Annotated in this window: 26 protein-coding genes; 12 read left to right on the top strand and 14 right to left on the bottom strand. The window is 53.6% G+C overall.

Annotated elements, in window-relative coordinates:
* The first annotated feature begins 2 nt into the window (after positions 1-2).
* From accB to nagB, 10 genes are all read left to right on the top strand, one after another.
* Positions 3-458: an acetyl-CoA carboxylase biotin carboxyl carrier protein gene (gene accB, locus QWY20_RS10565; protein WP_330087314.1), complete on the top strand. Its 456-nt coding sequence runs from the start codon at positions 3-5 to the stop codon at positions 456-458.
* 18 nt (positions 459-476) lie between these two features.
* Positions 477-1817 (top strand): acetyl-CoA carboxylase biotin carboxylase subunit, encoded by a 1341-nt coding sequence (gene accC / locus QWY20_RS10560; RefSeq protein ID WP_330128978.1) that lies wholly within the window; start codon positions 477-479, stop codon positions 1815-1817.
* A 127-nt stretch (positions 1818-1944) separates the two neighbouring features.
* On the top strand, positions 1945-2826 hold the full coding sequence (gene prmA / locus QWY20_RS10555) for a 50S ribosomal protein L11 methyltransferase (protein ID WP_330129053.1): 882 nt from the start codon (positions 1945-1947) through the stop codon (positions 2824-2826).
* 189 nt (positions 2827-3015) lie between these two features.
* On the top strand, positions 3016-4365 hold the full coding sequence (locus QWY20_RS10550) for a hypothetical protein (RefSeq protein ID WP_330128977.1): 1350 nt from the start codon (positions 3016-3018) through the stop codon (positions 4363-4365).
* Between the two features lie 255 nt (positions 4366-4620).
* A complete protein-coding gene (gene dusB / locus QWY20_RS10545) occupies positions 4621-5592 on the top strand; it encodes a tRNA dihydrouridine synthase DusB (protein ID WP_330128976.1) in 972 nt (323 codons plus the stop codon).
* 15 nt (positions 5593-5607) lie between these two features.
* The gene (gene fis, locus QWY20_RS10540; protein ID WP_330128975.1) at positions 5608-5898 is read left to right on the top strand and encodes a DNA-binding transcriptional regulator Fis; all 291 of its coding nucleotides are present in this window, start codon (positions 5608-5610) and stop codon (positions 5896-5898) included.
* Between the two features lie 92 nt (positions 5899-5990).
* Positions 5991-7577, top strand: a complete 1587-nt coding sequence (gene purH / locus QWY20_RS10535; RefSeq protein WP_330128974.1) for a bifunctional phosphoribosylaminoimidazolecarboxamide formyltransferase/IMP cyclohydrolase — start codon at positions 5991-5993, stop codon at positions 7575-7577.
* A 119-nt stretch (positions 7578-7696) separates the two neighbouring features.
* A complete protein-coding gene (locus QWY20_RS10530; RefSeq protein ID WP_330128973.1) occupies positions 7697-7975 on the top strand; it encodes an acylphosphatase in 279 nt (92 codons plus the stop codon).
* An 81-nt stretch (positions 7976-8056) separates the two neighbouring features.
* The gene (locus QWY20_RS10525) at positions 8057-8869 is read left to right on the top strand and encodes a copper resistance protein NlpE N-terminal domain-containing protein (RefSeq protein WP_330128972.1); all 813 of its coding nucleotides are present in this window, start codon (positions 8057-8059) and stop codon (positions 8867-8869) included.
* Positions 8870-8995: 126 nt separating this feature from the next.
* Positions 8996-9790 carry a glucosamine-6-phosphate deaminase gene (gene nagB / locus QWY20_RS10520; protein ID WP_330128971.1) on the top strand — a complete coding sequence of 265 codons (795 nt, stop codon included), beginning with the start codon at positions 8996-8998 and terminating at the stop codon, positions 9788-9790.
* A gap of 4 nt (positions 9791-9794) precedes the next feature.
* Here the strand turns inward: nagB and QWY20_RS10515 are convergent, their stop codons facing one another.
* The 7 genes from QWY20_RS10515 to QWY20_RS10485 all read right to left on the bottom strand — a co-directional run bounded on the left by QWY20_RS10515 (position 9795) and on the right by QWY20_RS10485 (position 16208).
* Positions 9795-10652 (bottom strand): DUF6999 family protein, encoded by an 858-nt coding sequence (locus QWY20_RS10515; RefSeq protein ID WP_330128970.1) that lies wholly within the window; start codon positions 10650-10652, stop codon positions 9795-9797.
* On the bottom strand, positions 10642-11334 hold the full coding sequence (locus QWY20_RS10510; protein WP_330128969.1) for an iron-containing redox enzyme family protein: 693 nt from the start codon (positions 11332-11334) through the stop codon (positions 10642-10644). Before QWY20_RS10510 ends, QWY20_RS10515 begins: the two co-directional genes overlap by 11 nt.
* Before the next feature lie 14 nt (positions 11335-11348).
* On the bottom strand, positions 11349-12446 hold the full coding sequence (locus QWY20_RS10505) for a beta-ketoacyl-ACP synthase III (protein WP_330128968.1): 1098 nt from the start codon (positions 12444-12446) through the stop codon (positions 11349-11351).
* Positions 12443-13009 (bottom strand): diguanylate cyclase, encoded by a 567-nt coding sequence (locus QWY20_RS10500; RefSeq protein ID WP_330128967.1) that lies wholly within the window; start codon positions 13007-13009, stop codon positions 12443-12445. The genes QWY20_RS10505 and QWY20_RS10500 overlap by 4 nt, the downstream gene beginning before the upstream one ends.
* Before the next feature lie 188 nt (positions 13010-13197).
* Positions 13198-14223 (bottom strand): L-threonine 3-dehydrogenase, encoded by a 1026-nt coding sequence (gene tdh, locus QWY20_RS10495; RefSeq protein ID WP_330128966.1) that lies wholly within the window; start codon positions 14221-14223, stop codon positions 13198-13200.
* Positions 14220-15416 (bottom strand): glycine C-acetyltransferase, encoded by a 1197-nt coding sequence (locus QWY20_RS10490; RefSeq protein ID WP_330128965.1) that lies wholly within the window; start codon positions 15414-15416, stop codon positions 14220-14222. The genes tdh and QWY20_RS10490 overlap by 4 nt, the downstream gene beginning before the upstream one ends.
* A 123-nt stretch (positions 15417-15539) precedes the next feature.
* Positions 15540-16208, bottom strand: coding sequence for a TetR/AcrR family transcriptional regulator (locus QWY20_RS10485; protein ID WP_330128964.1), 669 nt, complete (start codon positions 16206-16208; stop codon positions 15540-15542).
* Positions 16209-16345: 137 nt separating this feature from the next.
* On the opposite strand from QWY20_RS10485, the gene coaD reads away from it, so the two are divergent.
* Positions 16346-16828, top strand: a complete 483-nt coding sequence (gene coaD, locus QWY20_RS10480) for a pantetheine-phosphate adenylyltransferase (RefSeq protein ID WP_330128963.1) — start codon at positions 16346-16348, stop codon at positions 16826-16828.
* Between the two features lie 19 nt (positions 16829-16847).
* Here the strand turns inward: coaD and QWY20_RS10475 are convergent, their stop codons facing one another.
* From QWY20_RS10475 to nagK, 5 genes are all read right to left on the bottom strand, one after another.
* On the bottom strand, positions 16848-17330 hold the full coding sequence (locus QWY20_RS10475; protein WP_330128962.1) for a YehS family protein: 483 nt from the start codon (positions 17328-17330) through the stop codon (positions 16848-16850).
* Between the two features lie 121 nt (positions 17331-17451).
* Positions 17452-18570 carry an acyltransferase family protein gene (locus QWY20_RS10470; protein ID WP_330128961.1) on the bottom strand — a complete coding sequence of 373 codons (1119 nt, stop codon included), beginning with the start codon at positions 18568-18570 and terminating at the stop codon, positions 17452-17454.
* Position 18571: 1 nt separating this feature from the next.
* A complete protein-coding gene (nagP, locus tag QWY20_RS10465) occupies positions 18572-19879 on the bottom strand; it encodes an N-acetylglucosamine MFS transporter NagP (RefSeq protein ID WP_330128960.1) in 1308 nt (435 codons plus the stop codon).
* 72 nt (positions 19880-19951) lie between these two features.
* Positions 19952-21082, bottom strand: coding sequence for an N-acetylglucosamine-6-phosphate deacetylase (nagA, locus tag QWY20_RS10460; protein WP_330128959.1), 1131 nt, complete (start codon positions 21080-21082; stop codon positions 19952-19954).
* Positions 21079-21987, bottom strand: a complete 909-nt coding sequence (gene nagK / locus QWY20_RS10455; protein ID WP_330128958.1) for an N-acetylglucosamine kinase — start codon at positions 21985-21987, stop codon at positions 21079-21081. Before nagK ends, nagA begins: the two co-directional genes overlap by 4 nt.
* A 189-nt stretch (positions 21988-22176) precedes the next feature.
* Between nagK and QWY20_RS10450 the strand changes: the two genes are divergently transcribed.
* Positions 22177-24738 (top strand): family 20 glycosylhydrolase, encoded by a 2562-nt coding sequence (locus tag QWY20_RS10450; protein WP_330128957.1) that lies wholly within the window; start codon positions 22177-22179, stop codon positions 24736-24738.
* A gap of 342 nt (positions 24739-25080) precedes the next feature.
* On the opposite strand, the gene QWY20_RS10445 is transcribed toward QWY20_RS10450, so the two are convergent.
* Positions 25081-25806: a SapC family protein gene (locus QWY20_RS10445; protein ID WP_330128956.1), complete on the bottom strand. Its 726-nt coding sequence runs from the start codon at positions 25804-25806 to the stop codon at positions 25081-25083.
* A gap of 92 nt (positions 25807-25898) precedes the next feature.
* A complete protein-coding gene (locus QWY20_RS10440; RefSeq protein ID WP_330128955.1) occupies positions 25899-26936 on the bottom strand; it encodes a cupin-like domain-containing protein in 1038 nt (345 codons plus the stop codon).
* Positions 26937-26953: the final 17 nt, after the last annotated feature.

The raw sequence follows: 26953 nt of genomic DNA, 5'->3' as shown, positions 1-26953 counted from the left end.
TTATGGACATTAGAAAAATTAAGAAACTGATCGAGCTGGTTGAAGAGTCCGGTATCTCTGAACTGGAAATCACCGAAGGCGAAGAATCGGTTCGCATCAGCCGTCAAAGCACAGCACCACAGCAAATCCACTATGCGGCGGCACCAGCCCCTATGGCTGCACCTGCCCCGGCAGCAGCACCAGCGGCAGCACCAGCCGTTGCCAGTGCACCGGCGGAAACCTCAGGCCACCGGGTACGCTCACCCATGGTAGGCTCTTTCTACCGCTCGCCTTCGCCAACCTCCAAGCCATTTATCGAGGTCGGCCAAAGCGTGAAAGTCGGCGATACTCTGTGCATCGTTGAAGCCATGAAAATGATGAACCAGATCCAGTCCGACAAGGCTGGTGTGGTAAAAGAAATCCTGGTTCAGGACGGCGAGCCGGTAGAGTTTGACCAACCACTGGTTATCATCGAATAAGCGAAAAAGGCCAATCCTATGTTAGAAAAAGTCTTGATTGCCAACCGGGGCGAAATTGCACTGCGTATTCTGCGCGCCTGCAAAGAGCTCGGGATCAAGACGGTCGCCGTACACTCCACGGTCGATCGTAATCTGAAGCATGTGCTGCTGGCCGATGAAACCATTTGCATCGGTCCGGCGCCTTCGCCAAAAAGCTACCTGAATGTCCCTGCCCTGATTGCAGCCGCGGAAGTCACCAATGCCCAGGCCATTCACCCGGGCTACGGCTTTTTGGCAGAAAATGCTGAATTTGCCCAGCAAGTGGAAGAAAGTGGCCTGGTCTTTATTGGCCCGCGTCCCGACTCCATTCGTCTGATGGGCGATAAAGTATCTGCCATTGAAGCGATGAAAAAAGCTGGTGTACCTTGTGTGCCGGGTTCTGATGGTGCCGTCGGTGACGATGCCGCCACAAACAAAGCCATTGCCAATCGCATCGGTTACCCGATCATTGTCAAAGCTGCTGGCGGCGGCGGTGGTCGCGGCATGCGGGTGGTGCGCTCTGAAGCCGAACTGGTCAGCTCGATTGAAATGACCAAAGCCGAAGCCAAAGCCGCCTTTGGCAACGACATGGTCTACATGGAGAAATTCCTGGAAAACCCGCGCCATGTCGAAATTCAGGTACTGGCCGATGGCCAGGGCCATGCCATTCACCTGGGGGAGCGTGACTGCTCGATGCAGCGCCGTCACCAAAAAGTGGTGGAAGAAGCGCCAGCTCCGGGCATTGACCAGAAGCTGCGTGATTTCATTGGTGGCCGCTGTGTCGAAGCCTGTAAGGTGATGAACTACCGTGGTGCCGGTACCTTCGAGTTCCTGTTTGAAAACGGCGAGTTCTTCTTTATTGAAATGAACACCCGTATTCAGGTGGAGCACCCGGTTACGGAAATGATCACCGGTGTCGATCTGATTAAAGAGCAGCTGCGCATTGCTTCTGGCTTGCCGCTGAGTATCAAGCAAGAAGACATTGTGATTCGTGGTCATGCCATTGAATGCCGGATCAATGCCGAAGATCCAGCCACCTTTATTCCGTCGCCGGGTACCATCACCCGCTTCCATCCACCGGGTGGCCTCGGGGTTCGCTGGGACTCGCACATTTATGCTGATTACACCGTGCCACCGAACTACGATTCGATGGTTGGCAAGTTGATCACCTACGGCGACACCCGCGAAGTGGCAATAGCTAAAATGCGCAATGCGCTGTCTGAGCTGCTGGTGGGTGGGATCAAAACCAATATCCCGCTGCACAAAGACATTATGAATGATGCTGGTTTCTGCGCTGGCGGCACCAATATTCATTATCTGGAAAAGAAGCTCGGTTTATAAGCCGGGAGTTCTCCTTTTCAAAACAGGCTCTGCGGGGCCTGTTTTGCTTTGTCACGTTGCTTTTTTTCGGTTTTGCTGCAAGCAGATGATAGAATACTGCTTTTACAGCTGAACCATGAGAACCGCCATGCCCTGGATCCAACTGCGAATTCAAACCACCGAACACCATGCCGAACAAGTCAGTGATATGCTGATTGGCTGGGGAGCCCAGGCCGTGACTTTTATTGATAGCAAAGATACGCCCATTTATGAGCCCCTCCCCGGCGAGGTGCTGTATTGGCATGACACCACAGTGATGGGCTTGTTTGAGGCCGATCATCCGATGCAGACCGTGCTGGATAAACTGCAGCAAACTGCTTTGTTTAAACAGGGTTTAAACTACAAGCTGGAGCAACTGGAAGACAAAGACTGGGAACGCGAATGGATGGATAACTTCCACCCCATTCAGTTTGGCGAGCGGCTTTGGGTTTGCCCAAGCTGGCGCGACATTCCTGATCCAACAGCCATCAATGTGCTGCTGGACCCGGGTATTGCCTTTGGCACCGGCACCCATCCCACTACAGCACTGTGCATGCAATGGTTGGACGCACATATCGAGCCCGAGCAAACCGTGGTGGATTTTGGCTGCGGCTCCGGCATTTTGGCCATAGCGGCGCTAAAGCTTGGCGCTAAGCGCGTTGTCGGCATCGATATCGATCCGCAGGCGATTCAGGCAAGTCTAGCCAATGCCGAACGCAATGAAGTAGCCGATAAACTGGAGCTGTATTTACCGAAAGACCAGCCCAACCTGAGTGCCGATGTGGTGGTGGCCAATATTCTGGCCGGCCCTTTGGCCGAGCTGAATCAAGTGATTGCAGCTTATGTCCGTCCGGGTGGTAGCCTGGTGATGTCCGGCATTTTACCTCAACAGGCCGAGCAGGTGATAGCGGCCTATCGTGACCGTTTTGAGTTCGATGCTGTGGTCGAGCAAGACGAATGGGTGCGACTAAGCGCCCGTAAACTGAACTGATTCGCTTCCATCCTGCAACGGCATCCATGCCGTTTCGCCCAGTTGCCAGGAGAAACACCGTTTTCCCTGGCTCGGAATACAACTCCGATCACCGCTCAACAGCTTAAAATTCGAGCCCAACAGGCTAGTCAGACTCGCCGGTTTAATGTTATGTTATAACAAATCACAACACAACACCGGAGATTTGCTGTGCGCAATTCAACTTCTTTTCCTTTGGCTGCCACCTTGGCCCTGGCCAGTGGTTTATTGTTAACGGGCTGTAATGACAGCCACACCTACCAAGATACCGTGGCTGATGATCCTCATGATCATGGCCATGATCACGATCATGACCACGGCCACCACAGCACGGAAGGCGGCCGTCTGGTTATCACCGCAGCGCCACACCATGACGGTGATCATAGCCATGACCACGATCATCACCATGTCTATGTGTTTGATTTGCATGAAAACGAAATCATCGCTGAGTTGGAAACCGAGCATGAAGTATCCCAACTCTATGCCAGCCCGGGGTTTCGCTTTGCACTGTTGAATCAACGCAGCGAAAATAGTACGCAAATTCTCGATGGCGGCCAGTGGCAGGAAGATCATGGCGATCATATGCACGACTACGTACAGGCGCCAGCTATGCTGAGCTTTGAACTGACAGGGCCGGCGCCCACCCACTACGAAGCGCATGAAGGCCTGGCTGCGCTGTTTTATGATGGCTACGCCGATCCTCAGCAAAACGCTGCAGTATTCGTATTCAGTGATGATGACTTGGCCCATGGCCGCATTGGTGCCAGCCTGACGCTGGATATCAACCAGCATGGCACGGCCGAAGTGCGGGGTGACTATCTGCTGACTACCTATCGGGCAGCGGGCACAGCCACGACACTACCAAGCCAGGTTGAGCTGTACCATCGCCACGATGATCACTACGATTTTGAAATTCGTTTTAACGAGCCTTGCGCCAGCCTGCATGGCAGTTACTCGATTGAAGATTACACCCTATTTGGCTGCGCCGACGGTGTACTCTTGGTAGAGCAACGCGGTACTCAATTTTTAGCCAGCAAAATTGCCAATGCCGATGGTTTAACTGGTCGTATTGGCAGCTTCAGCGGCCATAAGCACCAGCATGAAGTCATCGGCTATGCTGGCCAGGCCATCTGGATCATTGACGCTGTGCACAGCACCATGCGTGAGCTGGACTGGCGTGGTGATAGCGAAGTCACGCGCATTGCTTCAGCAGTAGATGCACATGGTGAGCATTATGCGGTATTAGACAGCAGCGGTACTCTGCATGTGTTTGACTGGGATGCAGACTTTGCCCTGAAAGACAGCCTGGCGCTGATTGAGAGCATCGACAACAACAACAGGCCACGCATTGCGGTGAATCAACAAAATGAAACCATCTACCTGACTGATCCGGTTGCCAAACAGCTGGTGGTGGTCGACCTGCACAGCCTGACGGTTGAGCGCATTGCGCTGGATTTCGAGCCGGCACTGATCACCTGGCTGGGTGTGGCTGAACCAGCCGACGATCATCATGATCACTAAAGGGTACTAACCCTCCCTGTTTCCTGCACCTCTGTTCCTGAGTGTTGGATATTGGCGCTGCCTTTGGGTAGCGCCTTTTTTATCACCCGGTCAGGCCAGTCCCGATGCAGGCTAAAATTCAAGCAGTTAGCTTTTGTCAAGGCTTCAGGGCTTAATAAATTTCAGAATTGTTTAAATATTAGCCTTTGCAAGGCGGGCAAAAATCCGTAAACTTGCGCCCCCTGAGGGTAAGAGCTGTGCGAGCTGGACGAAAAAGTGCGAATCGGTCCCTATCAACTGCCGAACAATGTGATTTGTGCTCCGATGGCGGGGGTAACGGACGTCGCCTTTCGTCAACTGTGCCGCCGTTTTGGTGCCGGCCTGGCCGTATCGGAAATGCTCTCCAGTAATCCGCTGGTGTGGCAAAGCGAGAAATCGCAAAAGCGCATGACGCATCAGGCTGAAAGTGGCATCCGTTCGGTGCAGATTGCCGGTGCCGATCCGGCACAAATGGCCGAAGCCGCGCAGTACAATGTGGAGCTGGGCGCCGATATCATTGATATCAATATGGGCTGCCCAGCCAAGAAAGTGAATAAAAAACTGGCTGGTTCTGCGCTGCTGCAATTCCCGCAATTGGTGGAACAGATCATCCAGGCCGTGGTCCAAGCCGTGTCGGTGCCAGTCACGCTGAAAATCCGCACTGGCTGGCACCCGGATCACAAGAATGGGGTGGAAATTGCCCGTATTGCCGAAGCCAATGGCATCCAGGCGCTGGCGGTTCATGGCCGTACCCGCGCTTGTATGTACAAAGGGGACGCAGAATACGATACAATTCGCGCCATCAAACAGGCAATCACCTTACCGGTGATTGCCAATGGTGATGTAACCTCACCGCAAAAAGCCAAAATGGTGCTTGATACCACCGGCGCAGACGCCATTATGATTGGTCGAGCGGCTCAGGGTCGCCCTTGGATCTTCCGGGAAGTGGTTCACTTCCTGGCCACAGGGCAAGAATTAGCGCCCCCTGAGCTTTCGGAGGTCGAGTCCATTTTGCAAGAGCATGTGCAGGGACTGCACCAGCTCTATGGCCCGCACTTGGGGCCACGCATCGCGCGCAAACATGTTGGCTGGTATCTGGCCGAACATGATGCTGCCGGTGCATTTCGCCGAGAATTCAACGCCATCGAACTGCCCGAGCAGCAGTTGGCAGCGTTAACTATGTATTTTCATCAACTAGCAGCAACTTAAGTAAAGAGAATCGCAATGTTTAATGAAACTGTTTCTTCGCCTTTTATCACCAATGCCCATGTGCAGTCTCAGGAAAAACCACAAGCGCTGAGAACCGCTGCGCAAAAAGCCGTTGCTAACTACCTGCAACAGCTGAATGGTCAGGACGTCAACGACCTGTACGAGCTGGTATTGTCTGAGCTGGAGCGTCCTTTGCTGGAGGAAGTGATGAAATATACCCGTGGCAACCAGACCCGTGCTGCCAACCTGATGGGTATTAACCGCGGTACACTGCGGAAAAAGTTAAAACAGTACGGCATGAGCTGAGACTGACGCAGGGGCCCCGGCCCCTGCTTAAAAGCACCGCAAGGTGCTTTTTTCATTTTTAATCACCCCGTTTAAGCAACAGAGAAACAAACATGACTACCTATCGCCCCATTCGTCGTGCACTGCTGAGTGTGTCGGACAAAACCGGTATTGTTGAATTTGCCAGCGCTTTGCATCAAATGCAGGTGGAAATCCTCTCCACTGGTGGCACCGCCAAACTGCTGGCTGAGCATGGTATCCCAGTACAGGAAGTATCCAACTACACTGGTCACCCGGAAATCATGGCTGGCCGCGTCAAAACCCTGCACCCGAAAGTGCATGGTGGCATTCTGGCTCGCCGTGGTCAGGACGAAGAAGTCATGGCCGAGCATGGCATCGGTGCCATCGATCTGGTTGCTGTGAACTTGTATCCTTTTGCGAAAACCGTCGCCAACAAAGATTGCAGCTTAGAAGACGCCATCGAGAACATCGACATCGGTGGCCCAACCATGGTGCGCGCAGCGGCGAAAAACCACAAAGATGTGACCATTATCGTCAATGCCGGTGATTACGAGACCGTGTTGGCAGAAATGCGTTCGCATCAGGGCGGCACCACCCATGCCACTCGCTTTAGCCTGGCCATTGCTGCGTTTGAACACACCGCTCAGTACGACGGCATGATTGCCAATTACTTTGGTGCCATGCTGCCAGCCTATGACACCCCGGCCGAGCCGGCCAGCCGTTTCCCGCGCACCTTCAACAGCCAGTTCGTGAAAAAGCAGGATTTGCGTTACGGCGAGAACAGCCACCAGCAAGCGGCTTTCTATGTAGACCCGGCAGCCCAGGAAGCATCGGTATCCACCGCCACCCAGCTGCAAGGCAAGGCGTTGTCGTACAACAACATCGCCGATACCGATGCGGCGCTGGAGTGTGTGAAAGAGTTTAGTGAGCCGGCCTGTGTCATCGTAAAACACGCCAACCCTTGCGGTGTGGCCATTGGCGACAACATTCTGGTTGCTTATGAGCGTGCTTACCAGACTGATCCAACCTCCGCTTTTGGTGGCATCATCGCTTTTAACCGCGAACTGGATGAGACCACCGCCAAGGCCATCATTGATCGCCAGTTTGTCGAGGTGATTATCGCTCCGGCAGCAACCGAAGCGGCTGTTGCGGTGATTGGCAGCAAGCCAAATGTCCGTTTGCTGGTGTGTGGCGCCTTTAGCACCCCAGCCCCGGCTGTTGATATCAAGCAGGTCAATGGTGGTATTTTGCTGCAAGACCGTGATCAGGCCAGCATCAGCGCCAGCGATCTGAAAGTAGTGACCAAGCGCCAGCCCACTGAGCAGGAGCTGAGCGATTTGTTGTTCTGCTGGAAAGTAGCCAAGTACGTCAAATCCAACGCCATTGTGTATGTGAAAGACAGCATGACCATCGGTGTTGGTGCCGGCCAGATGAGCCGGGTGTACAGCGCCAAAATTGCCGGCATCAAAGCGGCTGATGAACAGCTGGAAGTGAAAGGCTCAGTGATGGCTTCCGATGCTTTCTTCCCGTTCCGTGATGGCATCGATGCGGCCGCTGCTGCCGGCATTACTGCGGTGATCCAGCCAGGCGGCTCGATGCGCGATGCCGAAGTGATCGCCGCTGCCGATGAGCACGGCATGGCCATGGTGTTTACCGGCGTGCGTCACTTCCGCCACTAACCCCACGGCTTCCCATGCAACGGCAGCCATCGGCTGCCGTTTTTATTTGCTGCTTTGCCACGCTTGCCAAACAGGCTAATCTATACTTCAGTGTCCAACAGAGTATGAATGGAGGCTCCATGCACCACGAACGCTGGCAACTGCTGATCCATGGCAAAGTGCAAGGCGTGTTTTACCGCGCCTCTACCCAGCAACAAGCCCGGATGCTGGGCCTGACCGGTTACTGCCAGAACCTGGACAATGGCCGGGTGCAGGTCGTGGCAGAGGGTATGCCCGATCAATTGCAACAACTGCTGGAATGGTGCTGGCAAGGCCCTGCCGGGGCAGAAGTAACCACAATTGATGTCGATAAAGATTTACCCACTGATGAATGGCAGGACTTTCAGATCCGGCGTTAGTTTAGATTCCCTTAATTCAGGGATGATTCAGAGAGCCAGCCTATACTGAACTGGTTTTTTAGAGCAATTGAGGACGATGCGATGAACTATTTACCAGCAAGCTTTCTAGTAGCCAGCATGCTATTGCTCGGTTGTGCCGAGCCCGATGTGTCTTTAAGTGCTGACAATGGTGCCACAGCTGCGGTGGCTGACGCGGCCCACAATAGCCGCAATGCACTGGACTGGGATGGTCGCTATGAGGGCGTATTGCCCTGCGCCGATTGCGAAGGCATCAAAACCAAATTAACCTTGCAACAAGATGGCCGTTATCAACTGGAAAGCCAGTATCTGGGCAAATCCAATCAAGTATTTCGTGAGCAAGGCACTTTTGAATGGGATAGCAGCGGTCAAATCATCCAGCTGCAACGGCCACAGCCGGGAGGCGATCAATTCTTTGTCGGTGAAAACAGACTGTGGCAACTGGATATGGCGGGTCAACGCATCACCGGTGAACTGGCTGAGCAGTACCAGTTGCACAAAGCGCCTCCGGCAGAGCTTGCCTCTGCTCCATTGGCAGGGACACGCTGGCAACTGACCGAGTTGATGGGTCAGCCACTGTCAGCCAATAACCCGGCCTACATCGTTTTTAGCAGCACAGAGCCACGGGTTTATGGCAATGCCGGCTGCAACCGCTTTTTTGGCAGCTATGAGCTAAATACCGGGCAAATGCGGCTTCGTTTATCCGGTATTGGCATGACTCAGATGGCTTGTATGCAGGATACCATCGAGCCGGAGTTTTCCGAAGTCCTGCAAAGCTTTGATAACTTTAACCTGACCGACGATAGTCTGACGTTAAACCGGGCTCGCATGGCTCCGCTGGCTCGTTTTACCGCAGCAGGTCCTGCCGAGAAATAAACGCTTCTGCCTCGGAAAGGCCATATGACAACGTTGTCATATGGCCTGGTTTCTGCTATGTTAGCCGCATAAAAATCAGCCAGTGGTTAACAGCTGGCTTTGCTGCCAACCACACAGGAAGCCGTTATGCAGATTGTGATCCAGCCCAATGCCGATGCCGTTGCTGAGTACGGTGCCGATCAGTTCAGTCGGTTGCTGAATAAAAAGCCCGACGCTGTATTGGGCCTGGCCACTGGCTCAACTCCGGTTGCGCTCTATCAAAAGCTGATTGCCCGCTACCAGGCGGGCGAGCTGAGCTTTGCCAAAGCAACCAGTTTTAATCTGGACGAATACCTGGGCCTGTCGCCCGAGCATCCGCAAAGCTACCGCTATTTTATGCAGCAGCAATTGTTTGGTTTAATTGATATTGCTCCGGAGCGCACTCATGTACCGCCGGGCGATGCCCCCGACCCCATCGCTGCCTGCCACGACTACGAGGCAGCTATTGAAGCCGCCGGTGGTATTGATTTGCAATTGCTTGGCATTGGCCGCAATGGTCATATTGGCTTTAATGAACCCTCATCTGGCCTGCGCTCGCGCACCAGGGTCAAAACCCTGACCCAGGCCACCATCGACGACAATGCCCGCTTTTTTACCGAAGGTGAGTACCAACCGCACTTATCCATTACCATGGGGATCGGCACCATCTTAGATGCCCGCAAAGTACTGCTACTGGCAACCGGTGAAACCAAAGCCGATGCAGTCAAAGCTATGGTGGAAGGGCCGCTAAGCGCCGCCTGCCCGGCCTCGGCCCTGCAGCTGCATCAGCATGCGGTGGTGGTGCTGGATGAAGCGGCTGCCAGCAAGCTGGCTGATCTGGCCTTTTACCGCCATATCGAGCGGGAAAATCAGTTATTGCTGGAGCGTTTGGGGAAAAGCTAAGCCGCTAATCGGCGGCTTTAGTGCCCTGCCTGGTGCTCTCTTGCCGCATCCCTTCCAGGTAGGCATACAACTGCTCAGTGAAAAAGCCATGCATTAAAAAGCGCTGGCTTAAATTCCAGGGCCCTACCAGATAATGCGGGTGTTTGTTGTAGGCCATCTCGGCCAGCTTGGAATTGCCCACCAGATCACCAATGCGTAAAGCAATGGACTGATCCAGATTGAAGCCATTGATGGCGTCCCGGTATTCTTCCCGCGTTAGCAACAGGCAAAACAAACACATAAAAAGCGCGTGGGCACTTTCAAAGTCCAGCCATTGGGTGCGCTTTTCGACAAAGTGAAAATCTGCCATCTTTACTGGCTGCCAGTGCTGCCAGCTCAACTCATCGACCGGCAGGGGCTTGGCCGGATGGTGCCAGGCGCCAAGCTCCCCGAACAAACGAAACAACTGCTGGTCATGCTCAACAAAGCTGGCGTCCAGCATGTCATCAATGCTTTTGGGGTACAGCTGCACCGGCTGATAATGGTCCACCGCACTATTGGCAGCCAGAAAATTCAGTACATTGGATTCGGTGGCATAATGACGCAGGATCAACAGATTGGCTTCTTTACTGACAAAGTGGCGGCAAAACCAACAAATCAGCCGTTGCAAGCTCTGATGCGCACTGAACTGAGGCAGCGGTAAGCGCTTAAAAAACCAAATAAAGTGCAGCAGGATGGCAAAGACAAACTGCAGCAAGGGCCGGATGCCCCAGCGCAGCGGATTTTGCAAATCCTTCAACCATAAATCCAGCGCACTTTGCTCTATGGGCAGTGAGTTGTCACGCGCAATGGCTTGCAAATAGGCGCTGGGTTTACTGGCCATGTTCCACCTCCTCCAATTGCAGACAGTACAACCTGGCAACAACTTTGGCAGTCCGGACAATGGCGGCCAATTGCTCTGGCGTGCTGCATACCCTGTCCAGCAACTGATACAGTTCCTGCATATGGTGTTCATCCTGCGAGCCATGGTAACGCATAAAGCGGGTGCAGTTGCTGTCACAGCCAGTGGCCTGTTCGATTTGCCCGGCCCAACTTGAGGCCATTTTCTGCCCCAAGCCTTCGATAATCCACATGGCACCGACTAAATCGACCGGGTTGGGCTGACTGGCCCGATACATAATAAAGCCATGCAGGGCTTCCGAGCCAATGTTATCCGCTCTGGCGGCTGCATGAATGGCCGCCAGTTTCCCACCGGCGGCGACAAAGTCCTGCTCCAGCATTTCATAATCCCGATGCTCGTCACGGGCATGGCCAATAATGGCAGAGCGCACATCGCTGTAATTGCGATCAAAGCTCGAGGCGCAGCGGCTGATCCAACGCGAGCCTTCAATCACCTGCTGACGCCAATGTAGCAGCAGTGTTTGGTAATCGTCCAGCGAAAACTGGCCGCGCTGCAGGCGCTGCAACAAAGGGATACGTCCAAGCTGACGCTCGAAATCAAACCAAACCCGCATCAGGGCCTGCAAACCTTGTTGGGCAACCTCACTCTTGATGACTTCCGACATCCGGCTCTCCTTGTTCAATCCATCACGGTTAACTGCATATAGACCGTATTAAAGCGACCGCTTTCCGGTACCATGCATAAGATGGTGTCGCCCGGCCGATAGCGCTGGGTCCGTCTGAATTCATCCAGCATAATAAAGATCGAAGCACAGCCAGTATTGCCGCGTTGATACAGGTTGCTGTACCACTTGTGCTCAGCCAGTCCGACACCAGCCCGCTGCATCATGTCGAAAATCTTGCCTTTGAAGTAGTGCGATGAATAGTGGCACAGCACATGATCAATGGCCGCTGGTTGGATCAGGCCCTGTGCGATTAAGCGCAAATAGCCATCGACCCCCAGTTTGACAATGGCATCCAGTACTCGCACATCTTGCCTCAGTAACAAAGCCCCGGCGGCTTCTGCTTCGGCATAACTCGGATAGTCTTGCCAGCTTCGGCTCTCATTCGGTGCCTGGCCGACACTCATGCACACCGGATAGGCATCGGCATGGGAAAAGCCGCGGATCCAATCGATCCGAAAACTTCCTGCCCTGGGGCTACTTTCCAGCAACAAAGCTCCGGCACCATCGGACAGCATCCAACGCAGAAACTCGGCATTAAAATCCAGCTCGGCTGCGGCCATTTCGTAACGGCGCGCTTTAAAGAGCCGCGATGTCAACTCACTCGCCACCACCATAGCCGTGCGATGCTCTCCCGCCAGAATACCGGTATAGGCCGCTTTGAGCGCCATCATGCTGCTGGAGCAAATACCATGGCAACTATGCAGCTCCACATCAGCCAGTTGCAACTCGGCCTGCACCATGGAGCCAAAACCAGGCAGCACCAGATCGCCCTGACTTGTGGCGGCGCTCAGCATAGTCAATTGTGGTTTGCCGATAAAGCTGTTTGCTAAGCAGTCCTCTACCGCTTTCGCAGCCATTTCACTGTTGGAAAACAAGGTGCGATGCTGTGCATCGATCGCATAGTGGCGTTTCAGAATGCCATTGGATTGCAAAATACGTCGCCGTAACCGGCTGGGTTTGCCATGCACCAAACCAAGGATCGGCTCCATCTCCTCATTGCTAATGGCCGGGCCTGGCAGGAAGTGTCCTGTACTGGTGATAAATACACTCATGCCGCCGCCCTTTGTTGCAGATAAACCCGCAAGCATCGCAGGTTCTCTTCCAGATAGGGCAGTACGCACACCAGCAGCATAAATCCAAGGTAATACAGCAAGTAACTATCACCACCATGAGCATATGGCATACGTTGAAACTGAAACTGTCCTTGCCAGTCCAGAGTGACCAGTTGGACAAATACCGGGAAGTTAATCACGATAATCAGCAGCAGCATAAACAGCGGTAAGGTAGCCAGATAGTTGTGGGCATGCATTTCCCAGATACTGATGTGTCGTCTGGGCGCAGCATAATGCACATCGTAATGTGCCACCAGCTCATGTGCCAGCCAGGCCAGCAGACAAATCAACATAATCAGCACATTCACCTGAAACAACAGGCACAGCAAAATAGGAATCGCCATTTGGATCCCCATCAATGAGTGCACCAGAGACTCCTTCAAGCCGGAGGTGTGTTCAATGCGGGTGGCCCGGTGGCAGCACCAATCAACAAAGCCGGCAATCCCCCAAAGAGGCAGGAACACATAAAGCATCAATTGAATTAATAAATCACTGGTTTGCAAAGCGGCTTCATCCTTTGAATACCTTTTTCTTTATACTAAATGAAAGGTGACAGCTTGCCCAGCACCGCTTGTCAGTCCGGCTTAGGCACGGCTATCCGACCACCGCCAGATTGATGCAGCCAATAGGCTGTTCCAGCCATAAAAAAACGGCCAATGAGTGGCCGTTTTGGTGAAGGCAGTAACGCAGCTTAGCTCCAGTTCAGGATCACTTTGCCGGATTGGCCTGAACACATAATGTCAAAGCCTTCCTGGTAATTATCGACCGGCATTTCATGGGTAATCATCGGACTGAGATCCAAGCCAGATTGAATGAGGCTGGCCATTTTGTACCAGGTTTCAAACATCTCCCGGCCATAGATGCCTTTAATGATCAAGCCTTTGAAGATCACCTGATTCCAGTCCACCGCCATATCCGATGGTGGAATACCCAGCATGGCAATCTTGCCGCCGTGGTTCATGGTGCTGAGCATGCTGTTAAAGGCGGAAGGTACGCCAGACATTTCCAGGCCGACATCAAAGCCCTCGGTCATGCCGAGCTCTTTCATCACATCGGTCAGCTTTTCTTTGCTGACATCCACCGCCCGGGTCGCGCCCATATCAAGCGCCAGCTGCAAGCGGTACGGGTTCACATCAGTAATCACCACATGACGGGCACCGACATGGCGCGCTACCGCTGCTGCCATAATGCCAATCGGGCCAGCGCCGGTGATCAGCACATCTTCACCAACCAAATCAAACGACAGCGCGGTATGGACGGCATTACCAAAGGGGTCGAAAATCGAGGCGATGTTGTCCGGGATATTGTCCGGAATTTTAAAGGCGTTAAAGGCCGGGATCACCAGGTACTCAGCAAAAGCACCCGGGCGGTTCACCCCTACCCCAGTAGTGTTGCGACACAGATGCACCCTACCAGCACGGCAGTTGCGGCAATGGCCACAGGTGATATGACCTTCGCCGGAGACACGGTCACCTATCTGGAAGCCACGAACTTCCGAGCCCATGCCTTCCACCACACCGACGTACTCATGACCGACCACCATACCATGCGGGATGGTGTTCTGCGCCCACTCGTCCCATTTGTAAATATGCACATCGGTGCCACAAATGGCGGTTTTTTTGATGCGAATCAGCACATCGTTCGGGCCGACTTCCGGCTTCTCGGTTTCGGTTAACCAGATGCCAGGTTCAGCTTTTAATTTGGCTAAGGCTTTCATTGGATCACTCCCATGTCTTTACCAATGCGGATAAAGGCGTCAATGGCCTGGTCCAGTTGCTCACGGCTGTGGGCCGCGGAGATCTGGGTACGGATACGGGCCTGACCCTTTGGCACCACCGGGAAGGAAAAACCAACCACATAGATGCCTTCGGCCAGCATGCGCTGCGCCATTTCGGCCGCGACTTTGGCATCCCCCAGCATCACCGGAATAATGGCGTGATCTTTGCCGGCCAGAGTAAAGCCCGCAGCTTGCATCCGCTCGCGGAAATAGCTGGCGTTTTGCCATAGTTTGGCCCGGAGGGCATCGCCTTCGGCCAGCAAATCCAGCACCCGGATCGATGCCGTGACAATGGCCGGTGCGACTGAATTGGAGAACAAATACGGCCGTGAGCGCTGCCGCAACCACTCAACGATTTCTTTGCGAGCCGAGGTGTAGCCACCGGAAGCACCGCCCAGCGCTTTCCCCAGCGTGCCGGTAATAATATCGACTCTGTCCATCACGTCGCAGTATTCATGGGTACCGCGGCCCTTGGCACCGACAAAACCCACGGCATGGCTGTCGTCCACCATCACCATGGCATCGTACTTGTCGGCCAGATCGCAGATGGATTTCAGATCAGCAATCACGCCATCCATCGAGAACACCCCGTCGGTGGCGATCAGTTTAAAACGGGCGCCATCGGCCACCGCCTGCTGCAGTTGCTGTTCCAGTTCGGCCATGTTGTTGTTGGCATAGCGGTAGCGCTTGGCTTTGCACAGCCGCACGCCATCGATGATGGAAGCATGGTTCAGCGCATCCGAGATAATGGCATCATCCGGACCAAGCAGGGTTTCAAACAAACCGGCATTGGCATCAAAACAAGAGGAGTACAAAATGGTATCTTCCATGCCAAGGAAGTGGCTGATTTTCTGCTCCAGCTGCTTGTGAATGTCCTGAGTACCGCAGATAAAGCGCACCGAAGCCACCCCAAAACCATGGCTGTTCAGCCCCTGCTGCGCCGCTTTGATCAGTTCCGGATGATTGGCCAGCCCCAGGTAATTGTTAGCGCAAAAGTTCAGCACCTCGCGCTCACCTACCTGAATGGCAGCACTTTGCTGCGAACTGATCAGGCGCTCAGCCTTGTACAGGCCTTCGCTTTTAACGTCATCGATTTGCTGTTGTAAATGCTGCAAAAACGCAGTGGCTGGCATAGAGGTCTCCTGAGAAAAACGGCATGACTAGTCATCAATAGTGCATATTGTACTGACTCGGCCGAACTTCTGCAGTGTTTTTCACAGCAGACCTGTTGGCAAAACGAGAAGATGTAAAGCTGGCTATACGATGGCGCTGGCGGACTGCCCGGCCAGTCGCTGGTAATGCTGCTGCAGCTGCAAAATACGCGGCATGGCAGCCTGGCTGGCGTAAGGCTTGAACAGCAACAAGACTTTCAACACGCCCTGATAGACGCTGGCCTGATCTATGGTCTGCTCCGGCGCCTGGGTTTTCAGGTAGCTGATCCAAAAGGTCACCACCAGTTTGATGGTATGGGCAAACTCAGCAGTTTCCTGCTCCGGCATCTCGACCACACCAGCCTGACGCAAGGCATTCAATACCCGCACCACCCTGGCCAACACCTGCTCCTGCACCGCCTGATACTCTTTATGCAGCGCCGGATCTCGCGCCAGAATGTCCGGCAGGTTGGCGTAGAAAAAATGAAAACGCCACATCAATTCAAACACCACATCCAGATAATTGGCCAGTGCATCCAGTGCCTCGGCATTATCGCCCGGCGGCTGAATTCGACTTTCCAGCAAGCGGGTATATTCTTTAAAAATATGCCGCAAAATGTCTTCTTTATTACGGAAATGGTAGTACAGATTGCCCGGGCTAATACCCAGATGGGCAGCAATGTGATTGGTGGTGACCTGACGCTCACCCTGTGCATTGAACAGCTCGATGCTGGCCTGCACGATTTTGTCTTTGGTGCGAAGTTTCTTTTCCATCCCGGCCTGTCTTTGTTGTTTTTGTTTGGACTGTTTTTTTATAGTTGGATATAGGTACTTCTTTTCCAGCTATAGTAACGCTAAACTGACTAAAAACTCTAGTCGCTATTTTTCCAGCTCAGGATACCCGTTCGCTGATGAATATTACCGCCATTTACCCCGGAACTTTCGACCCGCTGACCAATGGCCACGCCGATCTGGTACTGCGCGCTGCCCGCTTGTTTAGCACCGTACTGGTGGCCGTGGCAGCCAACCCCAGTAAGAAGCCGCTGTTTACGCTGGGTGAGCGGGTAGAGCTGGCCCGCGAGCTGTTCGCCGGCCACAGCAATGTGCGGGTGATAGGTTTTTCCGGTTTGCTGGCAGATTTAGCCCGCGAGCAGGACGCTCAGGTGCTGATCCGCGGTGTGCGGGCCGTGGCCGACTTCGAATACGAATTTCAACTGGCCAGTATGAACCGCACGCTGAATCCAAAACTCGACAGTATTTTTATGACCCCTTCAGAGAAGAACACCTTTATCTCCTCTACCCTGGTCAAAGAAGTGTGCCGCCATGGCGGCGATGTCAGCGGCTTTGTCTCACCTGCAGTTGAAAAAGCTTTAAAAGCCAAGTTTGGCAAATAGTCTTACGGATGATGAAGGGCTATTCAGCTTCCGCAGCACTATCATTAGGTCGTAATTGCCGCTGCAGCCCCATGAGAAAGTTACGCAAAATCTGATTTTGGCACTCGCGATAGTTCTTGTGATCTGGCTTGCGGAAAAAGGCGCTGAGCTCATGCTTGCTAAGCCGAAAATCAACCAGCTGCATAATCACCAGAATATCCTCCGCCTGCAGGTTCAACGCAATGCGCAGCTTTTGAAACACCATATTGTTGGTGAGTTTGCTTTCCGCTTTCGGCTGCTCGCCCTCACGCTTGCCGCGCTTTAACGCAATGAAGCCATTTAAAAAGGCAGCCAGCTCGTGATCGGCCAGCGTTACAAAGCCTGACTCATCTTCTTTTTTTAGCCAGGCGGTGACCTGCTGCTGACTCACGCTGACTTCAGCTAAAGCGAATACCTCAATCAGGGCGCTGTTTTTTAAATCAAATACATAGCGGATACGGCGTAAAATATCGTTGTTGGTCAAAATAGATCCTAGTCTTAGGTAGGCCAGCAGCATCACCACGATGGCTGGCAAACCGGGATTTTAGCAGACATAGTGCCGAAGCCCTATCATTGGCTTGCTATTAAGGTCGGATCTCAACCGCTTAAAGCTTGATAAAAATCCGCCGCTGATACAGCCAGTAGGATAGCCCCCAGAACAGCAGCACATGCAGCAGGGCAAAGGTCAGTGAAGCCAGCTTGGCTGGCAGCAGCGCATTCAGGCTATCAAAACCAAACTGATAGAGACTGATGGGCTGTCCGTTGAAGGAAAAACGAATCAACTGGCTAGCGGCACTGGCCCAGAGCCAGGACAGCATGTAAATAAACAATGGGTTACTGCCATACACCACTAAGGGTTGCAGCGTCTTCTTTTGCCGCACATCCATTAACCAGACCATGGCGGCCAATAACAGCAAAATCAAACCGCTGGAAAATGCCACATAGCTGCCGCTCCACAGCGGCTTGTTGATGGGCCACAGCAGATGCCACAGCAAGCCCACTACCGTAAATGCCAGGCCCCACAACGCCAACAGATAAACACTGCTGGCTTTGTCTGTACGCTTTAACTCACCGGCAGCCAGGTAACCAATCAATACAGAGCTAATGGCAGGCAGGGTACTAAGCAGCCCTTCCGGATCAAAGGCCGCGCCAAAGCCCTGATACAGATGAGCGCTGCCAAGCAGCCAGAGATCGAAACGCTGCACCGCATTGCCGCTAAGCTCATACGGGTGCTGCAGCGAAAACTGCCACAGCAGCGCCCAATACAGCAGCGGCAGCAACACGGTCACCACCAGCAAAAGCCGGGGTTTCAGGTAAAGCAGCAACAAAGCCGCCAGGCCATAGCAAAGCGCGATGCGTTGCAGCACGCCAGGAATGCGCAGCTCCGTCAGGCTTTGAGAAAAAGGAAACCAATGCAGAAATAAGCCGCAGCCAAACAGCAATAAGGTGCGTTTGGCTATTTTGCCAAACACAGCCGCGGTTGGGGTGGCCCTGGCCATGGAAAAGGCCATCGCGGCCCCTACCGCAAATAAGAACATCGGAAAAACAAGATCGGCAAAGGTAAAACCATGCCATGGCGCATGCAACAAAGGAGCATAGACATGGCTCCAGGAGCCTGGCGTATTGACCAGAATCATCAGGGCAATGGCCAGGCCTCGCAGCGCATCCAGAGCAATAAAACGCCCGGATGCCGTATCCGGGCGGGGTACCGCAGGGGTGTTCATGCTATTTCCAGCTTTTCAGCTTATGGCCTTTAACGGCATAGAACAAAATAAAGGCGTAGCATGGCAGCATCACAAAGTAAGCCCCCTGCTGGCCTAAACCGGTGTCACTGAACAAGCCCCACAGCAGCGGACCAAAAGCACCACCGGCGATGCCCATAATCAATAATGCCGAACCAATGCTGGTCAGATGGCCAAGGCCAGACAGTGCCAACGGCCAAACCGCCGGCCAGACGATGGCATTGGCCAGCCCCAGCAGCGCAATAAACATCAGGGTATCCGGTAGTGCTACACCCCCAAAAGGCACCAGCAGCGTATTGGCGATGGCGTACGACTCGTTATTGCCAAAAACCACCGCCAAAGTCAGTACCACCCCAAGCACCGCTGAGATCGCCAGCGCGGTTTGTTGCGACAGTACCCGTGGGATCAGCGCAATACCCAAACAATAACCGACCACCATACACACCATGGTGTAGGAGGTCATCACACTGTAGCGCTCGACACCAAGCGACAACGCATACATGCCGATGGTATCGCCGGCAATCACTTCCACCGCCACATAGACAAAGAGTGCCACCACCCCCAACACCAAGGCTGGCTTAGCCAACACCGCTTTTAGCTGGCTTTGACTGGCACTGGCTGCATCAGGCTGCGCCTCTTCTACCAGTTCCGGCAAAGGCGAAAAACGAACCGCCAGTGCCAGTAAGCCAAGAAAAATGGCTAAGCCAAGATAAGGCAATACCATGCGATCGGCCATGGTATCGATTTGGCCCTGGGTCAGCTCAGTGCCAGCCGGGGCGCTCAAGCTACCAATCACCAGGGCGGTAAACACCAGAGGAGCGACCACACCGGCGCCTTTGTTTAAAATACCCATAATGCTGACCCGCACTGCCGCCGTTTCTTCCGGCCCAAGCCGCACCACATAGGGGTTGACTGCGGTTTGCAACAAGGTTTGGCCGGCACCAATCACCAGTTGAGCAAACAAAAACACCGCAAAAATCTGGGTTTTCGCCGCTGGTATGTACAGCAAGCCCGCCAGCATCATCACAGCAATACCCAGTGCCATGCCATTTTTATAACCGACTTTACGGATCAGCCAGGCCGATGGCAGCGCGGTGAAGGTCACCGCGATGTAGAAAGAGAACAGAATAAGCGCGGCCTGCGTGGTATTCAGTTGCAGCATCTGGGTCAGATACGGCATTAAAGAACCATTCAGCCAGGTGGCAAAACCCAGCACAAAAAATAAGATGGCGACTATCACCATCGGCATCAGTTGTGTGCGCCTGACGTTTTGCGTTGCTGCAGCTTCCATAGTTACCCCTTGTTGATGTATGTCCGGTTGCAACCGGATCTGACTTAAGCTGCTGTTTGCAGCCTGAATGTTTTAATGTCCCTGCCAAAGCGGCTGGCCTTGCCACCAGCTTTGCTGGCACTGCCAATCATCTGTCAGCAGCACCATATCGGCCAGGTAACCCGGCTGTAACTTGCCGCGTTCACCGGCACAACCTATTGCTTCTGCCGGATACAAAGCCGCCATCCGCAAGGCTTCACCAGGCTCCACGCCAAGCACCTGCACCGCATACTGTACCGCAGCTGCCATATCCAGCACCGAGCCTGCCAGTGAGCCGGCTTCATTGGTCAGTTTATTGCCCTGCCGTATCACCTTGCCATCAAAAAAGGCAAACTCAGTATCGCTGGTACCCACCGGCGACATTGCATCGGTCACTAACAGCAGTTTGCCACTTGGCTTGGCTGCTAAGGCAACTTTCGCCGCAATAGGATCCATATGGTACCCATCCAGAATGATGCCACACCAGCTTTCACGGTCGGCCAGAGCCACCCCGACCATGCCCGGCTCACGCGACGTTAGTGGCGACATGGCATTGTATAAATGGGTAAAGCCAGTCGCTCCGGCAGCAAGTGCCATCTGCACAGTCGCCGCATCAGCATTGGAGTGACCTAAAAAGACAATGACACCGGCATCAGCCAACTGACGGATTTGCTCAGGGGGTATGGTTTCCGGTGCCACAGTGACCATACGGATGCCTAAGTCCTGGCGCTGATAGATCGCCAGCTCCTTTGCAGACAATGGCCGGATCTGACTTGCCGGATGCACTCCCCGTTTGGGTACCGACAAATGCGGCCCCTCAAAGTGAATACCAATAATACCGGGTTGGCCGGCAGCAATGGCAGCAGCAACCGCATCTGCAGCCTGCTGCATGGTAGCCAGGCTATCGGTAATGACTGTTGGCAACATAGCCGTGGTGCCGAAACGGGCATGTGCCTGCAGCATGGTGTGCAAAGTGGCAGTGCCAGGCTCAGCATTCAACAAAGCGCCACCACCCCCATTGACCTGAATATCAATAAAGCCAGGGACCAAAGTGCCCATCATGACAGCGCTGGCATCGCACGGTTCAATGGTCGTGATCCGATCCTGTGCAATCGAGACAGCCACATTGCTGTGCCAGTGCTCACCATCAAAAAGGCGGGCGACCCTGAGTTCAAAGCTGTTCATAACGCGGTTTGCTCCTGCTGTTGTGCCAGTTGTTGAGCATACCACACAGCGCCCCACTCCGGGCTCGCATCCGCTGCGACAAGACGGTCACGCACCGTCGCATCCAGGTAAGGTTCAACCTTGTAAGCCAAACCGCCTATCAGCGCCAATTTTGGTGGAGCAATGCTCAACAAACGATGCGCAATGGCATTAATATGGGCCGCTCCCTGCCGCACAATAGCCAGTGCAGCAGTATCTCCCTGCTCAGCGCAGGCAAAGACCAGAGGCGCATAGCTGGCATACAGGGTTGGACTGGCGTGCATAAAGTGCTGCACCAGTCCCAGCTGATCATGGCAATGAGTTGCTTTGAGCAAGGCTGCTGTCATGGCTGTAGGAGCCGTCAGCCCATCCAGACAGAGCAATACCTGATGCACCATTTGCAGCCCAAACCAGGCTCCGCTGCCATTATCCCCGTAAGGGAAACCGTGGCCTCCAACCTCCAGTACCTGCTGGCCAGCCTGTGCCAGACCGCAGGAGCCGGTACCAATAATAATCACAGCCCCATCCTGGCCATGATGCGCCCCCATGCAGGCAATGTGCAAATCACTGGTCAGATGAAAAGCGGCAAAAGGATGCTGCCAATCGCGAAACAGAGCATGGTATTGCGGCACATTGACCCCAGCCAGGCCAGCACCGACGGTTAGAGCAGCCATGGCCCGCTCCGGCAAGCCTGCACAGAGCAGCGCCTGCCGGGTCGCATCCATAATAGAAGCGGTAGCAATTTCCATCCCCCGCAGCGGATTGCCTGGCCCTGAGATCCCTTCTCCTAGGATCTCAGAGTCCTGCGATACCAGGATAGCGCGGCATTTGCTGCCGCCACCATCAATGCCCAGGTACAGCTGCTGTGGCTCTGCTGTTGTGCTCATTCCCCTACCTCGATACAAGCGGTTACTTAGCGCTGTCGATAAATTGTGCAAAAAACCCGATTGACAGCGTTGTCATTTTTATCAAACAGCATATAATAAATCTGAAAAATGACAAGAGCCATGACGATTATTTGAGCTTATTATTTTCAGCAGTATGGTATAAGCTTATGAAAATACGGGGAATAGCAGATGATAAAAAAGGTACTTTTACTCAGTCTTGGCTGGCTGAGCTGGCTGGCACTGGCTGGACCATTTCATAATCAGCAGCAATTGGATGAGTTTACTGCCGGGACTGAGTGGTTTTTTGCTGTCGAAAGCAATCTGCTGCCTGAGGCCGGGCGCTTTCGTGGCAGCATTGAGCTGCATAATGCCTCTGGTACCGTCCTGCCTGCTGGTATGTCGGATTGGGGCTGGTACTTTCATTCCATCCGCAAAATCGAAACAACCCAAAGTCAGGGATTGCAACTGGAACATATCCAAGGCGATCTGCACCGGATAACGCCCACTGAGGAGTTTGCTGGTTTATCTGTTGGACAGTCGCTGCAGCTTAGTTTCACGTCTGCCCCTTGGGTAATCAGCTACTCCGACTGGATGCCCCGGGCCTTTATGGTTGCCGGTTCACTGCAACCTGCTGTTTTTGGCAATACCGATACCGAAGATTTCAGCCGCTTCGTACGACCCATGACCCGGCCAGAGCAACGACTACGCAACATCGGTGATGGTGATAAATTTGCGACGGTCACCGCCGAAAGGCGTTTTGCCAATAATGCCCAAGCCGTCCATGCCAGCTTAAATTCGGTCCAGCTGCAACAACGCATTATTCCGCAACCAGTCCAGTTGCACCATCGCAGAGGCCAGACGGTACTTAGTACGAACTGGCAGTTGCAGGCACAAGGTGCTTTGGCCAATGAAGCGGCTTACCTTGCAGAGCAATTAAACCGCCACTTTGGCCAGCCGTTGAGTGGCCAGGCGAACAGCCCAACCATCGAGCTGCAGTTGGATGCAAGCCAGCCCGGTTTAAAGCCTGAAGGCTATCAGCTGACTATAGAGCGCCAGCGTATTGGTGTCACCGGTTTTGACGAAGCGGGTGTTTTTTATGGTATTCAAAGCTTACTGGCGTTACTGCCGGTGCAGGGGAGCACCGAAGTTCAGCTGCCGCAACTGACCATACTGGATTACCCACGCTTTTCCTGGCGTGGCATGCACTACGATATGGCGCGTAACTTTCATGGCTTGGATGTTACCCTGCGTTTAATTGAGCAGATGGGCCGCTACAAACTCAATAAGCTGCATTTGCACCTGACCGAAGATGAAGGCTGGCGGCTGGAAATTCCCGGCTTGCCGGAGCTGACCGACATCGGTGCCAATCGTTGCTTTGATCTGACCGAACAACAGTGCTTACTGACCCAGCTTGGCACAGGCCCCCACAGCTCAGGCTCTGGCAACGGTTATTACAGCCGGGCCGATTTTATCAAGCTGCTGCGCCATGCCAAAGCACACCATATTGAAGTGATCCCGGAAATTGATATGCCGGGCCATGCCCGCGCAGCCATTAAGGCCATGGAAGCACGTTACCAGCGCCTGCAGGCAGCCGGTGAGCCGGAGCTGGCCCGACGTTATTTGCTGTCGGAAGCAAACGATACCTCCAGCTACCTGACGGTGCAAAACTACAACGATAACTCCATCAATGTCTGTCTCGACTCCACCTACGCTTTTGTTGATAAAGTAATGTATGAGTTGCAACAAATGTATCGTGAAGCAGGTTTGCAACTGCGGGTGTTTCATATGGGGGGTGATGAAGTCGGTGCTGGCTCCTGGCAGGGAGCTCCAGCCTGTGAACAGCTGTTTGCCGAACCGCTCAATGGCGTAGCCGGTGTGGCGGATTTAAAGCCCTACTTTATTAACCGGGTAGCTCAGCTCGCTAATCAACGCGGCCTGGCGATGGCCGCCTGGGAAGATGGCCTGATGGCCGACAGCACAAGACCATTCCGGCGTGAGCAATTCGACAACAATGACGTCATTGTCAACGCCTGGGACAATATCTGGGAATGGGGTTACGGCGACAGGGCCTATCGCTTTGCCAATGCCGGTTATCAGGTGGTGCAATCGGCTGGGACGAACCTGTATTTTGATCATCCGCAGGAAGCCCACCCCAAAGAGCGTGGCTATTACTGGGCAGCGCGCTACACCGACACCGAAAAAGTATTTTTCTACCGGCCGGATCATCTGTACAGCAATGCCGAATTCACCAGAGATGGCACGCCAATCACTGATCTGGAGGCCCTGCTTGGCCGTGCTCTGCCGAAACTTGAACAGCCCGACAATATGCTGGGCATCCAGGGACAGGTGTGGGGAGAAACCATTCGCACGGCGGATCAGTTGGAACACATGATCTATCCACGGCTCATTGCCCTGGCAGAACGCGCCTGGCACAGAGCCGATTGGGAACCCAATAAAGACTCCGCCAAAGCCAGGCAAAGCTGGCAGCAGTTTATCCAGCGGCTTACCAGCATTGAATTCCCGCGCCTGACAGAGGCCGGAGCACAGCATTATCTGCCGCCGCCGGGCGCAATCAGGCAACAAGGCCTGGTCACCGCCAATCATGCCTGGCCTGCTGTCAGCATTGAATACAGTTTGGATCAGGGACAAAACTGGCAAGGCTATCAGCAGCCACTGCAACAGCAAGGTGAGGTGTGGCTGCGAAGCCGCAGCCTATCCGGGCAGCGAAGCCGCATCATCCGGCTCCAGTAACGCGCTCTGAAGACAGCCCCGCAGCAGCGGGGCTTTTTTACGGACAAAAAAAGCCAGCAAAGCTAGCTTTGCTGGCAAGGTACCCTTGGATAAAGGATAGATAATCCACTCAACATCCATGTCTGCCGTTGATGCCCATCACCAACTACCAATAACGAACATCTGGGACTTCCCCCTGATCCGGCACCATCAGGGCCCTGGGAGCGGGTGCGGTGAGACACCCCAACGCTGCCAACCAGGTGATGACAGCGCTGTCAATTTGACTATATGCTGTTTTTTCAAGCAATGCAAGCCAGGGATCAAAAAAAGGGCCTGCCGGCCCTTTTTTAAAAGTACAGCGTGTTAGTTATTGGCCGCAGGCGCTTCCCGCTCGCTCTGCCAGCGCGTCAAACGCTGCACCTGCTGGACCGACAACATATGTGCATAGATCGGCGCCAGATAGCCTTGCTTACGCAGTTCCATAAACTGTTCATCGCTCAGCTCATTCAGCTTTTTCTCATCAACCAAAAACAGGCCGTTGATTTCCCGCTTCTGGCCATTGACCTGCACTGTTAAGGTTTTAGCTTCCAGCAGGTTCAACTCGGTCAGTTTCTCTACGAAAGTACGGGTCACCCGGCTGGTATCAAAGAAATCGGCCAGCTGCTGCTTGGCACGCTGCAGCATTTCTGTTTCCTCGCCCTGCTCCGTGTACAAAGCTTCGCCATCGTCTTTGCTGACACGCGGGCTGTTCTCATCGATGCCGATGGTCAGCTGCTTATCATTTTCCGGATCCGGCGTCAGGAAAAACGGGTAGTTGCGGGCAGAAACCGGAACATAGCTAGCCTGCATTTGCTCATCCTGCAGATACAGGTTCTTACCTGGCTCAAGACCCAACAGCACGACTGGTTGAAAACCACCTGAATCATTATTTTTCACAAATACAATCGGGTATACGGCCGCGGCCGGGCCAAACTCATGCACGACCACCGGCAATAAGTGCTCTTCGGCAATATGGGCAAAAGGTTGTTTGAAATGCACACGCAGCGCCTGGTGCTGCTCTTTGGAAAGTGGAACAATCTTAGCTGTCATAGTAAATCCATACGTCATGTTATGTACAAAAAAATCGCCCGCCTACCTTACTGCAGTTTGCCTTATTCAGCCAGCCCCAGATGCGGAAAACTTTAGCGCTTAGATTTGAGCGCCTCACACCTTTGCTGCAATTGTTGCATCAGCCAGCGGTTGATAGCCTGCTCGCTCGGGCAATCATCGCTGCCCAACACGCCTAATTTATCCGCCGGCAGATAGTTAAAATCATTCATTTCTGCAGACAGATAATGGCTAAAGACTGATTGCCAGGCTGTTCTTTGAGCCGCCGGTAACTGGCGCAGCTGCAGCATCGTAAACAGCAATGCCTCAAAGGGGCTCGCCCGTGAGTCCGCCGTACCGATAGAGCCATTCCACCAGTAGTTACAAAGCACACTAAGATCAGCGCAGGACTCCACTTGATGCCACCACATTGCAGGAATAAAAAGCACATCCCCGGGGTCTAATTCAGCAACCTGCGCGACTTCCCAGGCGGCTTCTGCTTTTGGAAAGCGCTGCCAATCAGGATTGGTGAAATCCACTAAACTAATTGGCGTTCCAGTCGGAGCATAGTCCAGAGGGCCTATGTATAAGTTACCGACTTGTTCTGGTGGAAATAACGTGAAACGGCGCTTACCAGCCACCACACAGGCCAGGTTATCGGCATCATCAAAATGTGCCGGAACCGTCACCTGATTACCAAGCCAGATACGGGCTTGCACACTTGCAGGAAGCAGTGGGTTGCCATTCTCACTGGCAAATCCAGGCAAACAATCATCCACCAAAGCACTCTGTGCAGCGATACGAACTGCACTCTCCTGACCAGCACTTCGCATGAGTTGCGCGAGGATAGCCGACACCGGATACTGCCGCCGCTCATAATTAAAACCATTGAACTGTGGCTGATAAAAGATACGGCCATTGGTTTGCGCTGCCAGCAACAGCGTGGTAACCAGCTGCCCATTGTCGAAAGCTTGCAGGTAGTGGGCAAACTCACCAGTTGAATGCTTTGCTGCCTGCACTGCAGGCCAGTCCCCCACTAAACCTTTCAGCACCGCAGGCTGATTCAGAGGCTGAATGTCAGCAAAAAACTGCTGCGGTGTTATCTGTTCCCAATAAGGGATAGTTACAGGCATCAAAACTCCTGAAAGCA

The organism is Alkalimonas cellulosilytica, assembly GCF_036325985.1.
Classification (GTDB): Bacteria; Pseudomonadota; Gammaproteobacteria; order Enterobacterales; family Alteromonadaceae; genus Alkalimonas; species Alkalimonas cellulosilytica.
This window is presented reverse-complemented; position numbering and strand designations above follow the sequence as displayed.